The 15,934-nt window shown below is 42.9% G+C and carries 18 protein-coding genes; all 18 read left to right on the plus strand.

What is annotated here, in order from left to right; genetic code table 11:
* Positions 1 to 6 precede the first annotated feature (6 nt).
* The gene (locus RT143_RS05160; RefSeq protein WP_313091626.1) at positions 7 to 453 is read left to right on the plus strand and encodes a head-tail connector protein; all 447 of its coding nucleotides are present in this window, start codon (positions 7 to 9) and stop codon (positions 451 to 453) included.
* 61 nt (positions 454 to 514) lie between these two features.
* A complete protein-coding gene (locus tag RT143_RS05165; RefSeq protein WP_313091628.1) occupies positions 515 to 724 on the plus strand; it encodes a hypothetical protein in 210 nt (69 codons plus the stop codon).
* A 2-nt stretch (positions 725 to 726) separates the two neighbouring features.
* On the plus strand, positions 727 to 1,080 hold the full coding sequence (locus RT143_RS05170) for a phage head closure protein (protein ID WP_313091629.1): 354 nt from the start codon (positions 727 to 729) through the stop codon (positions 1,078 to 1,080).
* Positions 1,081 to 1,578 (plus strand): HK97-gp10 family putative phage morphogenesis protein, encoded by a 498-nt coding sequence (locus tag RT143_RS05175; RefSeq protein ID WP_313091631.1) that lies wholly within the window; start codon positions 1,081 to 1,083, stop codon positions 1,576 to 1,578.
* The gene (locus tag RT143_RS05180) at positions 1,575 to 1,937 is read left to right on the plus strand and encodes a DUF3168 domain-containing protein (protein WP_313091632.1); all 363 of its coding nucleotides are present in this window, start codon (positions 1,575 to 1,577) and stop codon (positions 1,935 to 1,937) included. Before RT143_RS05175 ends, RT143_RS05180 begins: the two co-directional genes overlap by 4 nt.
* 56 nt (positions 1,938 to 1,993) lie before the next feature.
* Positions 1,994 to 2,485: a phage tail tube protein gene (locus RT143_RS05185; protein WP_313091633.1), complete on the plus strand. Its 492-nt coding sequence runs from the start codon at positions 1,994 to 1,996 to the stop codon at positions 2,483 to 2,485.
* Positions 2,486 to 2,540: 55 nt separating this feature from the next.
* The gene (locus RT143_RS05190; RefSeq protein WP_313091634.1) at positions 2,541 to 2,930 is read left to right on the plus strand and encodes a phage tail assembly chaperone family protein, TAC; all 390 of its coding nucleotides are present in this window, start codon (positions 2,541 to 2,543) and stop codon (positions 2,928 to 2,930) included.
* 65 nt (positions 2,931 to 2,995) lie between these two features.
* The gene (locus RT143_RS05195; RefSeq protein WP_313091635.1) at positions 2,996 to 3,202 is read left to right on the plus strand and encodes a hypothetical protein; all 207 of its coding nucleotides are present in this window, start codon (positions 2,996 to 2,998) and stop codon (positions 3,200 to 3,202) included.
* Between the two features lie 55 nt (positions 3,203 to 3,257).
* On the plus strand, positions 3,258 to 4,049 hold the full coding sequence (locus RT143_RS05200) for a hypothetical protein (protein WP_313091636.1): 792 nt from the start codon (positions 3,258 to 3,260) through the stop codon (positions 4,047 to 4,049).
* A gap of 723 nt (positions 4,050 to 4,772) precedes the next feature.
* A complete protein-coding gene (locus RT143_RS05205; protein WP_313091637.1) occupies positions 4,773 to 5,645 on the plus strand; it encodes a KilA-N domain-containing protein in 873 nt (290 codons plus the stop codon).
* A gap of 80 nt (positions 5,646 to 5,725) precedes the next feature.
* Positions 5,726 to 8,938 carry a hypothetical protein gene (locus RT143_RS05210; protein ID WP_313091638.1) on the plus strand — a complete coding sequence of 1,071 codons (3,213 nt, stop codon included), beginning with the start codon at positions 5,726 to 5,728 and terminating at the stop codon, positions 8,936 to 8,938.
* Positions 8,935 to 9,420: a hypothetical protein gene (locus RT143_RS05215; RefSeq protein ID WP_313091639.1), complete on the plus strand. Its 486-nt coding sequence runs from the start codon at positions 8,935 to 8,937 to the stop codon at positions 9,418 to 9,420. Before RT143_RS05210 ends, RT143_RS05215 begins: the two co-directional genes overlap by 4 nt.
* A complete protein-coding gene (locus tag RT143_RS05220; protein ID WP_313091640.1) occupies positions 9,420 to 9,944 on the plus strand; it encodes a DUF1833 family protein in 525 nt (174 codons plus the stop codon). Before RT143_RS05215 ends, RT143_RS05220 begins: the two co-directional genes overlap by 1 nt.
* Positions 9,941 to 10,312 (plus strand): hypothetical protein, encoded by a 372-nt coding sequence (locus RT143_RS05225; RefSeq protein WP_313091641.1) that lies wholly within the window; start codon positions 9,941 to 9,943, stop codon positions 10,310 to 10,312. Before RT143_RS05220 ends, RT143_RS05225 begins: the two co-directional genes overlap by 4 nt.
* A complete protein-coding gene (locus RT143_RS05230; RefSeq protein WP_313091642.1) occupies positions 10,293 to 13,178 on the plus strand; it encodes a host specificity factor TipJ family phage tail protein in 2,886 nt (961 codons plus the stop codon). The genes RT143_RS05225 and RT143_RS05230 overlap by 20 nt, the downstream gene beginning before the upstream one ends.
* Before the next feature lie 45 nt (positions 13,179 to 13,223).
* On the plus strand, positions 13,224 to 14,744 hold the full coding sequence (locus RT143_RS05235; protein ID WP_313091644.1) for a DUF4886 domain-containing protein: 1,521 nt from the start codon (positions 13,224 to 13,226) through the stop codon (positions 14,742 to 14,744).
* 12 nt (positions 14,745 to 14,756) lie between these two features.
* Complete coding sequence (locus RT143_RS05240) at positions 14,757 to 15,473, plus strand: hypothetical protein (protein WP_313091645.1); 717 nt, start codon at positions 14,757 to 14,759, stop codon at positions 15,471 to 15,473.
* 51 nt (positions 15,474 to 15,524) lie between these two features.
* On the plus strand, positions 15,525 to 15,934 hold a 410-nt coding region (locus RT143_RS05245), incomplete at its 3' end, for a hypothetical protein (protein WP_313091646.1).

The raw sequence follows: 15,934 nt of genomic DNA on the forward strand, positions 1-15,934 counted from the left end.
AATAAAATGAGCATCATCCCAATCGAAGTCGCCATGCAGCATGTATATGCCGACGAGGCTGATCAGTCACAAGTCGAGCGTAAGCTTGCTTCTGCCATCGAGACAGCTGAGCAGTTTATCGGTCGTCGCATTTATTCGACTGTCGAAGAATTAAATGCCGCAAGGGTCGCTGCCGCTGCTCAACTGTCAAGTGTGGTTCAAATCACCAGCGTACCAGTACCGACGCCAGAAGGTGAAATGCTGCAGCTGATTGAAGAAAGCAACCAAGCGGCTAAGTATGAATTAACCATGCAGATACGCGGCATTGTGGTCAATCCTGCGCTTGAAATTGGGATTTTGCTGATTCTTGGCGATTTGTACGCTAATCGTGAGAATACCACTGATAAAGCGGCGAATGAATTGCCAATGGGCGCAAAACATCATCTGCAGCCCTATCGAGTGATGGGGGTTTAAATGGCATGCAAAGGCTGCGAAGCGCGACGCGAATGGATTAAAAAACAAGCGGAGATTGCAAGTGAGCGAATCAAACAAGTGCTGCAGCGACTTAATGCTGGAGCTGATCAAACAAAACAATCAACTGATTCAGCAAAATCAACGTCTGATTGAACAGCACGAAGCCAAAGACGAAATCATTTTACAGTCACTACAACAAAACAATGAGCTTATTGCTCAGATGTACGAGCAAGAAGATGAGCCAGAGGGCTCACAATACTTGGATGGATAAGCATGGGCATTGCAGCGGGTGAATTACGCACTCAAGTGACTATTGAGCAATACGGCGGCGGTGGGCGCGATGAAGATGGCTTTGAGATTGCATCGACGTGGACAGAGTATGCCAAAGTCTGGGCAAAAATCACCCCGCTATCGTCGAAAGATTTAATCAATGCCCAAGCCGCGCAATCTGAAGTAGTTGCCCGTATGGTGGTGCGTCATCGTACTGACATTACTACAGATATGCGTGTGTTGCACCGTGGTCGCATTTATCACATTGCTAGTGACGGGCTTGATGATAACGAAAACGGGCTGATTTATACCACCTTTCAACTGTCATCTGGCGTCGAGCGTTCAAGGGGCGAATAAATGGCAGAGCAAATCGAAGGGCTTGATGACGTCACCGCCAAAATGCGCGAGCTGTCAAACCCAAAAAAGCAAAAAAACGCCGCTACCCGCTCCGCGCGTAAAGCCATGGCAGTTGTGAGAAAAGCCGCAGTTGCTAACGCTAAGGCGCTTGATGACAGCAATTCACCTGAGCGCATCTGGAAAAATATCCAGGTCAAAGCCAGTAAAACAAAGCAAGGTTTTGTACTAATGAAAGTGGGTGTGCGTGGGGGCGCTATGTCTTATGCAAATACTACCGCGAATCGTCGAGCAAATAGAGTCGGCGAAACCTATGCTACAGCTGGCAGTAAAGAGAATCCCGGGGGCGACACATGGTACTGGCGCTTTGTGGAACTTGGCACATCGCGCACAGCCGCCAAGCCATTTCTGCGTCCGGCTTTAAACAACAATGTTGATGGGGTGCAAGATGGGTTTGTCACTGACTTTAAAGACCAATTAGACAAAGAGATTGCCCGATGAGCTTCTTACCCATTTACCGCAACTTAAACGCCAGCGCTGAGCTTAAAGCGATACTTGACCCAACCAAGCAAGTCTTTGAAGACGTTGCGCCGCATAAAACACCACTGCCCTATATCGTTTGGCAGACAATCAGCGGTCAAGCCAATAATCACTTAGATGCGCCAGCAAACTTTGATGATACCCAGTTTCAACTCATGGTGTACGATACAGATTTGCAGCGGGCATATCGCGTACGCGAATTGGCACGTCAGGCGCTTGAAAATTTGTGCTGGATAAATAACCCAGCGCTATCAAACTATGAGCCTGATACCAAACTTTATGCCCGTGGCTTTGATGCCAACTGGATTTTAGAACGATAATTTTACCACTGCCCGCTACTGCGGGTTTTTTAACGCCAACATAGGAGTAGCTACTCATGGCAACAGTAAAAAAAGGCGTCCTTACCCAGGGTATGGGCGTATGGATTTTACATGGCGACCCAGCCAAACCGACCTTGACCAAGGTCAACTGCGTCAAAAACATCGCTTTTGGTGATGACAGTCAGACCGAAATTGACAGCACTTGTCTTGATGAAACCGACACCAAGACAAGCGAATGGGGTCTAAATACCCCAGGTGAAGGCTCTATTGGTATTGATACTGACCCTGAAAATGCCAGTCACATGACTCTGGTGCAAGCAGCCTCTAACAAGGAAACCATTGAAATGTATGTTGGTTGGTCTGACGGTACCGGCGAACCTACTTTAACTGGTACTGAAGTGACTTTGCCGAGCACACGAACTTGGTCTAGCTTTATTGCAAAGCTGCGCGAAAACTCTCCAGTATTTGACCCTGACAGCCTAGTCAACCACACAATCCCCTTGAAGCGTCAAACAAAAGTAACGACTCTCTACAAACTACCCGCTTAAATCCAATTATTCAATCAACCAAGCCGCCTAACAAGCGGCTTTTTCTAGGTGAATCATGTCAAAACTATCATTAAAAGACATCAAAAACGGCTCATTAATTTCAAACATTCGCGATGTAACCATTGAGTTCCCCTTACCCGATGGCGAAATTGGTGAAGTCGATGTGCGTATCAAAGAATTGGCATTTGCTGAAAGTGAGCGATTTCGCAAGCGCCTGGGCGAACAAGACGAGTCTGTTATCCCCGAATGGATTGCCAAGTCATTGGTTGATGAAGATGGCAAAGTAATGTTTACCAAAAAACAAGTCGAAGATAATTTTATCCACCCACTGGCAAATGCCATCTTTGATGAAATTTATGGAACAAAAAGCCTAAAAAAGTATCTGGACAAGAAAGCCGAAGTCGAGGGCAAATCGCAGGAGAAGACGAGTTCTTCTTTGAGTTAGCACTGGCTGGCATTGGCGGTAATTCAATCGCTGAAGTTAAAGCCACACTCACTGAAACTGAAATCATGCAGTGGGCAGAATACCGCCAAAGACGTGGTAGTCTTAACGTTGGAAGGCGTGTTGAGCAATCAATCGGTAATTTAATGGCGTTTTACCACAATGGCAAAGTTGAAGCGCATAAACGCGTTGACCCGCTTGAGCTAATGCCACATGAAGATGATATTGAAATATCGTTTGAAGAACAAATGGCAGGCTTGGTTGATGTCAATTGATTAGTCAACATTTTTTCGATATGCTACAAACTCAACCTTGAAGGAGGAATGTAGCATGGCATTGTTCGGAAATATAGTAAATAAAGTCAAGGAAGCAAAATTAGACGTAACCAATAAGCTAGATTTTAGAAAAAAACTTCTTGAGATTTGTTCTGATGGAAAGATAACTGATTCTGAGTTATCACTCATAAATGAGTTGGCTGCAAGGTACAACATTGAAGAAGAAGATTTTAACAAAGTAAAAATTGAAGCTTACAAGACTGCTTTTAAGGCTGTACTCGGCGATGGTATTTTGACTGAGGAAGAAAGACAAAATATATACGAAGTACAGCAAGTATTGCAGGTTTCTGATGCTGAAATCCCAAACGAGGTAGCTATATTAAACATTCACAATCAGCTTAGAGAAATTCAATTTGGCAGGCTTCCAGTAATCAGCAACAGCGGATTGATTTTAAAAAGTGGCGAAATTGCACATTTTATTATTAATGCAGATTTATTAGAAGAAAGGGTGATATCAAGAAACTATCAAGGCGGCTCATCTGGTGTAAATTTTAGAGTTGCCAAGGGCGTAAGTTTTAGAGTTGGCCAACAAAAAGGAAGGATGGTAAGCAAAACAGGCATTGTTGCAGTTGATAACGGTGATTTTATCATTACAAATCAGCGCATGATGTTCAAAGGCAGAAAGAAGTCCTTTAATTATTCATTTAATAAACTTATTGGTTATACAGTTTTTAGCGATGGGTTAGACATTAACTCTGAGGATGGCAAAACTCGCAGTCTGTCGATTAAACAACCATATAATGCTGATGTACTTGAGTTAATGATAAATTACTTGGCAAATAATTAAATAAGCAACCACCTCTCAATATGCCTTTTATGCTGTATTTATTATTGTAGGAGAAGATAGTGTGAAAAAGATATTATTGGTAAGTGTTTTAGCATCTTTACCATGTTTTGTATATGCTACTACCAACTCAGAACCTGAACTCACAGCAGATCAGAGAGCAACTTGCTATAGGTTCGACAGAGATACCGTGATTGACACAGGTACTTGTACTGTATCAACTGGAACAGTGTCGGGTGGAAATTATTTTAATCTAAGTTATAGACATAGAAACTATGAATTCGTCTACGCTTATAGCGATGATAGTGTATCATATACTAGAGATGGTTTATTCAGGCGCAAACACTTTGACGATATTGATGAAAATGAGTTGTTGTACTGCTTTAAAAACCATCCCTATGATATCTGCTATATGTACTAAAATTTATAAGAAATAATATAACCTACTTCACAAAGTGGGTTTTTTACTATATGATTTGCCTTGAGCCTCGAAAACTCACACATAGCGTTCCCCACTTACGAAAACCTAGTGGATTTTTTATGTCTGAAATACGACAAACTCTTAACATGCCTGTGTTGTTGTGATGACTCCAGTTATGTCGAGAGGGTGACAGCCATACAATACCCGCAAGGGGAAAACTGTCCGCCGTCTATGTGCGGTTTCGAGCCTCTTGGCACCCTATCTTTGGGTGGTTTTAATCGAAAAAAATCACATAGGAGTTCATCATGAATGCAATCGCAGTAACCAATCAAACTTTCACCATTGCCGAAACTGTCATCAATATGGTAGATGGTCTTTATTCGCTGAATGATTTGCACAAAGCAAGTGGCAATATTGAAAAACATCGCCCCGCATTCTTTATTCGTAACCAAGAAGTCACTGAATTGGCTGAAGAAATTATGCAGTGTGCAAATTTGCACAGTGACCAAGTGATTAGAAAAGTTAATGGCGGTCACAATCGTGGCACGTATGCTTGCAAAGAAATCGTATACCGCTATGCCATGTGGATATCACCCAAATTTGCCCTAATCGTCATCCGCGCATTTGACGCCATGGTCACCCGCACCGATAGCACCCAACGCGCTGTATTAGTCGCTGCGTGTACCAAACTATCTGCTGGCAATATGGCAATCAGTGACGTCTATAAAATGGTCGGGGGCAAATTTGGCTATGACAATATTATTGATATCCCAACACCCCTACTCCCTGAAGCCATCGCCTATGTGTATGAAACTATGATGGTGAAAAATAAGCCAGTCAGTAGAAACAATGGTTTGATTGATGAAAAAACTGCTGACATTGTTATGAATTATGTGTTTGACCTACAAAAAGAAGTACAACGGCTAGGCGGTGTATTGCCTCCTTCTCCTGTGGTGCATGAGAAGATTATCATAGAAGGCATCGTCACCCGAATGCTGGAAAACAGTAAAATCATGCTGAACTTTGATATCAATCAAGGCGTGCGGGCAAGGTTAATCCCAAATCAACACTGGATTGTCGATAGCGATAGCATTGTTGATATTGTGGGCAAGAACGATGGTGTCAGTAAAGAAAAATTGCCTGCTATCGTCAATGCTATTATGGCAAGACTTAGCTAAAAATCCCTAACTTCAACCTCAATTCAAAACCCTACTAGGCTTGCTTGGTGGGGCTTTTGTGCTGCCTTAAGGAAAATGCCATGGCTACTACCTCTCTTGGAAGATTGACGCTAGATTTAGCAGTGCGCCTGTCAGAATTTACCGACGGTATGAGCCGCGCAGAGCGTGAAACGTCCGACCGCACACGCAATATGCAGCAATCTGTAAGCGCGTTTCGTGAACACTTGGCAAATGAGCTAGGCGGCACTCAGCTTGGTGGTATCATTGACGGCTTTAATGAGCGGTTTGGCTCAATCGAAGGCAGTATCACCAAAGTAGGCGGCGCGCTTGCTGGTATGGCAGTTGGCGGTGTTGCTATTGGCTTGGGTGCATTATCTAAGCTTGCAATCGAAACCGCCAAAGCAGATGCTGAGATGGCAGCATTCGCTAACCGCGCGAATACCTCTGTGCAAAATTTTCAGACACTGGCAGCAGCATCTGAAGGATTGGGCGTAAACCAAGAGCAATTGGCCAGCATCTTGGCAGATACACAGGAAAAGTTAGGCGAATTTACTGCCACTGAAGGCGGTGGCGCAGCTGATTTTTTTGACGCTTTAAAAAACAATACCAAAATGACAGAAGATCAGATTCGTCAATTTGGTAAGACGTTATCTGGCAAAGATGGCGTCGAGGCGATTCAGCTTATCAAAAACAAACTTGATGAGGTGGGCGCATCTGCTCAAGAACAACGATTTATTTTTGAATCACTTGGCAGTGACTTGGGTAATCTATCTGTTATTTTTGATAACGGTGGAGCTATCTTAAACAAGTATCGTGACGCGCTCGAAGAAGCTGGCGTCATCAAAACCAAAGAAGCGATTGAGCAGTCACAACTATTGGCAGCACAAACGCAGTCAGTACACCAGCGTTTTAATGGATTTAAATCTCAATTAGCTGGCGCGATGATACCGGTACTTAGCAGCCTTGCTCAATATTTCTTAAGTAGTGGGGAAAAAGGTAGCGCACTTGGTGGCATTATTCAAGGTGTGGGTGTGTTGGCCAAAGGCACTGCCTCGATTATCATGGTATTTGGCGGAGCTATAGCTTTACTTGGCGATACCATTGGTCAAGTTATGGCGCAATTCGGTAACATTGCTGTTACAGGCTATGATTTCATCATGGCGGATGGCCTTACAGCCAAGATGCAAGTACTGAAAAATGGCTATGCCACTATGAAGTCGCTCGGATCAGACTGGGCTGATTCAGTCATTAACCGATTTAAAAGTCTTGACACTGCTATCGGTAATGCAGTCAATGGTCAAATCGCTGCCACTGACCAACTCACTCAAGCAAACTATGCGATGATTCAGGCGCAAAACAAGCAAATGCCTGGATTGGGTAAAAGCACTAAACAAGCGAATGATGAAGCAGATGCAAGAGATAAGGCCGCAAAGTCCACGCTTAATCACGCTAAGGCACTTGAAAAATTACAAGCGCGTCTAGTGGGAATCAGTGGTAATAGCGGCATCGGTAGTGGCGCGCATTTGGATATTCGCGTATCTGGTGGTGGTCGTCGATTAACTTCGGCAGAATTAGCGCGTTTCCAAGCCGATGGCAAACCATTGACCGCTTATCGCAAAACATCTGACTATGGTTATCGTGGCAATATCGGTGTTAATGGGGCATCTAAATACCATCGCGGTATTGACTTTGCTATGCCAGTGGGTACACCAATCACCACCAAAGTACCCGTTAAAAATGTCAGTAATTTTTATGATAGTAAAGGCGGCGGGTACGTTCAGCGAATTGTGTTTGAAGACGGACTATCGGTTGACCTACTCCATCAGTCACCCGCATCAAAAGGTATCAAAGGGGGTTCTAGCACCGCTAAATCCCCTTATTCGTCTGCTAAGTCAGAATCATATAGTTTGATTGCCAAATCAAATGAAGATGCCAAACGCGAAGCCGAACAGCGAGAAAAAGAACGTCAACGAAATATACAAACTATCTTTGAACGTTACGCAACAAAAGATGAAGTGATTGAAGCCAAACACAAAGATAATCTTGCTCTTATTGATAAAACTTACGCTAAAAACTCGGTTAAATGGGCGAAGTACACTAAGGAAGAGAAAAATCGTTATTACGATGAGATGTACGAGTACACCTCATCAATCGCGCTCAAATATGCGACCGAAGAAGAGAAAATTGATATCGAGCATTATAAAAAACTGCGTGAAATTAAACGCGATTTTGCCAATGACCCAACCGAGCGCGACCGTCGTGTTGCCCTTCAAAACGAATCCTACCAAAAAGACGTAGCAAACTTTAAGTGGGCGCAAGCTGAAAAAGCTCGAGCGCAAAAAGCATTAATCGACAAGCTAAATGACGATATGAATAAAAGCGTCATGCAGTCTGCTAATGACTATCTCGATAGCACCATGAAAGCGTCAATGAGTCCTGAGCAATACAACAAATGGTCAATGCAGCGTGATTATAACAATCAATACTCATCGCTTTATGGTCAGTATGAAAACCGTCAAAACGAAATCAACGCCACTGACGAGCGCGGCAATTTCAGAATTGACGATGAAACCGAGCGTAATGCCTTGCTTGAACAAGCAAGGCAAGAGCATTACGCCAGACTGTACGCGCTTGACGTTGACTACGCCGCAAAACTTGCTGATTTAGAGAAGCAAAAGAAAGATTTGCAAGTTAGGCAAGCGCAAGAAGCCTTTGGAAATCAAGCAGAAGCAGCTAGAGTGTTTTTCGGTGAGCAGTCGTCAATTTATCGTGCGGCTGCAGCTATGGATAGGGCTTATGCAGTCTATCAAGCTACCTTGAATGTACATAAAACACAAAGTGCTGTTTATACCGCAATTTCAGCGATACCTTTAGTGGGTCCATATCTTGCTGGACCAATGTCATGGGCTGCCGCCGGCATACAAATTGCTAGTGCAGCAAAAATTAAAGGTCTTCAAGTACCTCAGATTTCAGGTATCGCACACGGAGGCTTGGACTATGTGCCCAAAGAAACCACGTTCTTGCTCGACGAGGGTGAGCGCGTCCTATCTCCACGGCAAAATAAAGACTTAACCCGTTATCTGAATGAGCGTCAAAATACCACTGGCGGCAATGTGAATGTGTATAACAATTCATCTGCTCAAGTGACTGCCGAGCGTCAACCTGATGGTACGGTTACTATTGATGTGGTGGACAAGATGATTAAGCGGTCCTGGGGTAAAGTCGCACAAGCTAACTCGTTTGAGTCACGGCAGATACAGAAACACACAACAGCGAGGTTTAACCGTCAATGAACAGTTTTGCATTATGCCCGCTGCAGTCTGGCTACAATCCAAAATTAGGCAATGGCTTGCTTGAGCAAGCCTTGCTTGGTGGATTTGCCCGGCAACGTGTGCAGTTTGTCAATAATGTGCACCAGGCGCGGGTGTCTGTTTTACTAGATAGTAAATCCAAACAACAATACTTTTATGCGTTCTGGCGGTTACACACACAAAACAAGCCACAGCCTTTTTTGTGGCGTTTGATGTTTGATGATACTGCCAAAGATTACGAGTGCCAGTTCGTGGCGGATTCGCTCGAAATCGGTGAGCGTGATGGATTGAAGTACAAAGTATCGTTTGAAGTACGTGCTAAAAATAATCGAACCGGTGAAAACTTTGATGAGCAAATTATCTACATTTGGAATACAACCAATGGCAATCCTGATGTGTATTTCAACCTACTAGAAAAATTAGTCAATCAAGATTTACCTAATGCAACAGCGGGGCTTGCGTGATGGTGACAATTAACGATATCAAGGAATTTCATCTTGACAGTGCGCCTCAAATCGCACTACTTGAGACGTTGGAAGTCAGCCATAGCACATGGGATAAGCCAATTCGTATTGTGACCAACCATGCGGATGGGCTATCAGCGCGAAATGAACTAGGTCAATACGTTGTCTATGATTTTGCGCCACTACTAATCAATAAAGGCGAAACCACGGACAATCTTGACCAAAACCTTAAAATCACTCTAGGGGATTTAGGCGAGATTGTCCCGCCGCTTATTGCAAAAATTCGACAAGCAAATAGCGATGAATATCCGCAAGTTGTTTACCGCGCTTACGCGTATGACGCAGGCAGCATGGTGTTAGCCAAAGAAACGCCAATCGATGTGATAAAAGGACTATACGTTACATCAATGAGCCGTGACCATCAAGCCACAACCTTTGAAGCCAAGACACCTGACAAAAATACAGTGAAAACTGGCAGAACGTACAATCTTAATGATTATCCTGACTTAAAAGGCTTACTGTGAAAAGTATCGATTGTTTACTAGATAGGCAGCATGACCGAGTATCGTATCATTGCGTACATTTTGTCATTGAGGCTGGGCAGTATCTATTTGGGTATGACTTCGCTGATAATTTTCTAGGTTTGTCAAAACCGCTTGATAGCAATGGGAATCCATCACGTCATAACGTTAAAAATAGCGAGCGCGTACAAGCACCCACAGACGGCACGGTAGTATTGATGACTAAATTAGACAATCGCCTACACGTTGGATTGTACTACGCTGGTAGCGTACTGCATTTATCCGAACGTGGCACACGCTATCAGTCAATCCGTCAATTGCAGCGAGAATACAAACGACTAAGGTTTTACAATGCTAAGAATTTTCACTAATCCACTTGATGCGACCGAGTCCGTAACGCGCGAATACAAATGCCTTTTGACTGAGTGGCTGGCAATTCGTGAGCAATACCCTACAGCGCGTTTATACAAAGATGCTATCTGTGCGCAAAATGATGTAACACCCAAGACCAAAGAGCAAGCATGGGCATTAAAAGATGCTAGTGGCTTGTATCAAGTCGTTTGTCATGCGGGTGACCCTGGCACCATAATGATTGCGGCAGCAATCTTGTCTGTAGCGACCGCTGTTTATACTTACATGAACATGCCTAAGCCGCCTAAAGACTTGGGTGGCGTTAATGGGTCAACTAACAATTCACTTGCTCAGCGTCAAAATCAACACCGCGTTGGCGGCCGTGTGCCAGATATTTACGGCAAAGTAAAATCAATCCCTGACTTGATAGCACCAGTTTATCGGTATTACCGCAACAATATCCAAGTCGAAGAATGCCTGCTATGTGTTGGTACCGGTTATTTTGATATCAAACAGTCTGACATCAAAGAGGGCGAAACACCGATACAGACAATCGAGGGTGCTTCGATTAGCATTTATGATCCCAATCAATCTCTTGTTACGTCAACGCCAAAAATTAGTATCGGTGAGTATTTTGACAATGTACCGCTGGTTGCCAAGCAAGTTAGTTCTGTTGACGGCAAACAAAATTTAGTACCACCAAATAGCGCATTTGTTGAAACATCTGGTCTTGCTTATAGTGTTACTGGTATTGATGCGGCAAGTACCACAGTTACCAGTGAGAGTAATATTTTTGAGGGCAACGAATGGGTGACATCAACACTATCATCTAGCGTGGATTTTACAAAGAGATTTAAAACTGGCGAAAAAGTCAAAATCACAGGCGCATTTTTAACCGCTGATGGCGACTCGTTTATAGCAGGCACAGCTAGGGTAAATCTAGATGGCACTATCATTATCACATCATCAACCAATATTAATAATGTGGCGCAATACAGACTTATAAATATCAGCTCATTATTTATAGATACATCAAAGTCAGAAACCGTAACGGTAACAAATAGTGATAGCACAACAACGAACCACCAAGTATTAACAAATGTTAATATTATTGACTTGTCGGGTAGCTATCCAATTTTAAGTGCCGATAAAAATTCGATTGTGGTAGCAACGAGCGCTGATTTAAGTGTTTTGTCCGCGCCAGTTGATGCTAAAACAACGGCTTTTTTGACAAATAGTAGTTATCTATTTAGCTTGGATGGCACATATACCATTGCTGATTTGACAAGCACAAAACTTACATTTGTCAATCCAGGCATGGTCAATGCAAATTGGAATAGCGTTGGCGAATTAACAGAACTACAAAAATCAAAGTTATCAAGCCGTGTTATTAAAATTAGCGGCTCGCGTGATAATTGGATCGGCTGGTATCACGCAGGTAATCAAGATAGCACTGGTTTTATGATTAATTTCGTTGCGCCCAATGGGATATCTGAAGGCGAGTTGCACAAAGAAGTTGCTATCGAAGTGCAGTATCAAATGGTGGTGGATGGCATACCTACAGGCGCGGTTTACCGAGAAGGACTGGTATTGACAGGCGTACCGTTTAGCCGTAATGCTATCGGACAAACGCTTAAAAAATCGTTACCCTTCAAAGGCGCTTTTAGATTTAGAACAAAACGCGTCAATGACGATGGTAACGGTAAAAACACTAATCTTATCAATGACGTAGTTGTTGAATCAGCATATAGTTTTTACGAGACAGTAAAAATGTCTTATCCGCTTGATACTGTAGTGCGCTTGCGCCGCTTAGCTATCGGTAGTGGTACCAATGCCAGCGAGCTCAACATGATACTCGCACGCAAAATAAACACAGCAAATGGTTTTGTGGCAACAAGAAACTTTGCGGATATCGTGACAGCTATGGCTACCGACCCATATATTGGGCGTATGCAAATAAATGAAGTTGATACTGCAGCGTTAAGAGTGGTATCAAATGACGTTATAAATTATTTCGGTACCGAAAAAACCGCAGAGTTTAATTATACATTTGATGATACTAACGCCAGCTATCAAGAAATGATTGCTCTGGTCGCTGAAGCGGTTTTTTGCAATGCAAGACGAGAAAACGGACAGCATTATTTTGCATTCGAGCGTCAAACCGCTAATAGTTTACTGTTATTCAATCATCGTAATATGAAGCCAGATAGCTTAACAGTAAGTGAAGCATTTGGTATCAAAGATAATCATGATGGCGTTGAGCTTAAATGGCGGAACCCAGATGATAATTATGCCGAAGCAGTTATAAAGTTGCCTGATAGTTTGCGAACAAACTACAAAACGATTGAAACACGCGGCGTGACTAATAAAGCTCAAGCATGGTTTATCGCTAATCGCGCGTGGAATAAGCTGAAGTATGGCAGAAAAGCCATCGAGTTTGGCGCGTATGGTGAAGCGGACTTGGTCACTAAGATGGATCGCATCGCCGTTATTGATTCAACGGTACCGATATTGTGCGCAGGCGAGATTGAAGCACAGAATAATCTTGTATTGTCACTTGATTACCCGCTACCAGATACATCATTGACTGGATTGACAATCCATTTGCAGCTTAAAAATGGCATTGTTGATGTGATTGATATCGCATCGATTATTGATGAGTACACGGTGCAGTTAGCGCGTATACCTACAATGCCATTAGTAACTAATGGCGTCAGTCATACGGCGTTTGCAATCACGGCGCCAGGTACCACAAATTTTGATGCCTACTTGATAGAAGAGAAATCTAGTCAATCATTATTTGAAACATCAATTACAGCCACTTTATATGACCCGCGCTACTATCAAAACGATAGTGACTATCAAAACAACCTAATCCCAAACTAGCCACCAATGCCACTGCGAAGGTGGCTTTTTTATGGAGTAAATTTAATGGCGAATATCATGACGGTCGAGCAGATGCAAAACGGCTCGCTTGATTTGCAAACATTATCAGATGTAATGAGTGGCGCGCCTGACACACAAATCCGCTCAAGACTTGGGCGGATGATTTGGACAATCGCAACGATTAACAGCAAAGTTGAGTTTGTAAGCAACTTAGCAGCGCAAGCGCAAGTCGATATTAATGCAAAAGTGGCGGGTATATATGGCGGCTATTATGGCGCGTTTGACACGCTTGCTAATCTGCAAGCAAGCGCTGGCGCAAAAACTGGTCAGGTCGCAAAAGTGATGAATGATACTGTCACTAATAATGGCGATTATCGTTACACAGGCAGCGCGTGGGTTAAAGGCTATGACGCGCTGACTGAGGCTAAAAATTACACCGATGATACTGTTAAAAATAGTACCGTTTTATCGGGTAGTGCAAATGGCACAGAGTTGGCTATTTTTACTGATAAAAACGGGCGTAGAACATGGATTGAAGTGGCTGCTGACGGCGGATTGACAGAGCGCACCAAGCAATTTATTAAAGATGCGGTTCTAACCCCTGTCAATTCTGCAAATTTTAGCTATGCAATTACAGATAAAAACGGGCGAGTTTTATCTGCTATTTATAAAGACGGTAATGCTTATCCCAAACAAACAAGCGCTGTTGTTAATGATAAGCGATTTAAAATTTTAGGTATTGGTAACTCGTTTACGCAAGATGCGTTTATGTATGTGCCGTTTTTGCTTAAAGAGATAGGTATTACCAACTTTGAGATTGCAGTGCTATTTTATGGAGGATGTACTCTTGAACAGCACTGGAATTTTGCGAGTAATGATTCAAAAGTCTATGATTTAGAAGTGTATAAATCTGAAAATGAAGCATGGCAATCACTGGGCAGTAAAACACTAAAAGAAGGTTTAAATTACGCAGACTTTGACACAATCACGTTGCAACAACAATCTGCTCGTAGTTGTGATTATTCAACTTATCAGCCGTTTTTAAACAACTTAGTTAATTATATCTATGGCAATATTACCTACCCCACAAAATTAGGTTGGCACTCCATCCCAGCGTCACCCGAAGGTGGTTGGGGTTGGAATCCAGCTATTACAACCAGCGCACAGTTTTACACAGCGCAAGTACAAGCAGTTAAAAATGTATTGCGGGACACACCGATTGAGTATGCGATACCCAATAATACAGCTATACAAAATGCAAGGGGTACAGTACTAGGCACACTAGGTCAAGCAGGCAACATGACCCAAGATGGTTTGCATCTACAAGATGGTATCCCTGCGCTTGTTGCAGCTTATGCAGTAACGCTTAAATGGCTTGAGGTGTTTAATTTACGCAAATCAATCTTTGGTAGTCGTATTGCTCCAACTGATGCTTGGTTAGCTACTAAGGGCATACAAGGACAAAACGGGGCAAGTGTTGGTGTTACAACTGACAATATCTTAATCGCACAAAAATGTGCAATCGCAGCAATTAAAAACCAATTTGAAACGTCAGCCATTAACTAAAAAGGTATTACTATGACTAATATTATCCGCTTAAACGAATCAATCAATGATTACGCCGCTCGCCCAGTTATCACAGCTCTTGGTGAGCCTGATTTAGCAATTAGACCCTCTACTTATTTAGCTGCACTGGGGACATCTACAAACATAGACCCTACCCAAATACTTATTGATGGTAGGTTTGGTCAAACCACTAATCCTGCCCCATTCATAGGGGTCGGCACAGGTGCAATGACTGTAAAAAGTGATGCAAACGGTGCTTACTTAGCTATGCCGCAAAAGGGTATTCGCACTGGTACTGTAATGAGTACTAGAAATGATAGGGGTACTTTTATGGCCGTGAAATATCGTTTAAACGATATTTTTTCAGGTTCAGATAGACTTTTTTCAGTGGGTCAAGGTACATTAGCTACAGCTAATTTTAATGTAGCTACTCTATTAGACCCAAAAAGGATGGAAAATCTTAGTGGGTATTCTGCTCCAATGGATAATCTTGTGCATACGCTTGCCATATATAGCGTACCAGGTACGGTGTATCTATTTGTAGGTAATAAAAAGTATTCTGCTGCTTTTGGTTCGGTAACTACCCCTAATGATTTAACTGGCGTAGGTATTAATACCAGGTCTTTTTCCGACACGCCACCTAATGATTTGGATTTATATAATTTTGAGTTGTACTTAGACGTATCGTTAACAGAGCAACAGATTATTGACTACTTAAAAACACTTTAATCCAATGCTAACCCACCAACTCGGTGGGTTTTTACTTTTAAGGGGGCGTAAATGCCAAAAAAACGAGTTAAAACATCGGCGCTTTGGGTATTTGCGCTCATGCTGATGATATCAACAGTCGCAGTTGCACAAGTTGGCGATGTAGCGCCCAAGCCGATTGTTAATCAGTGGGGCATTACCGCCCCATTTTTAACATCTTGGCTGCCAGTATGGATATTTTGTATGTTGGGCGGCATTGGGTCAATCTTTGTCAAAGTAGATAACATCGATACAAGGTTTCGCTATCTTTACGTAGCTAAACCTTTTTTGGGCGTGCTTGGCGGTATGTCGCTGTCGATTGCAATGACTGACGGACGCGACCCGCCAGAGGTAATCTTAAGCACATACGCGGCGATATCGTCATTTTTATCAAGTGCGATTTTGCAGTTTGTGCTTGTCTTGCTGTCTAGTCCAAAAAACAG

Source organism: Moraxella sp. CTOTU48268, assembly GCF_032069585.1.
GTDB lineage: Bacteria > Pseudomonadota > Gammaproteobacteria > Pseudomonadales > Moraxellaceae > Faucicola > Faucicola cinerea.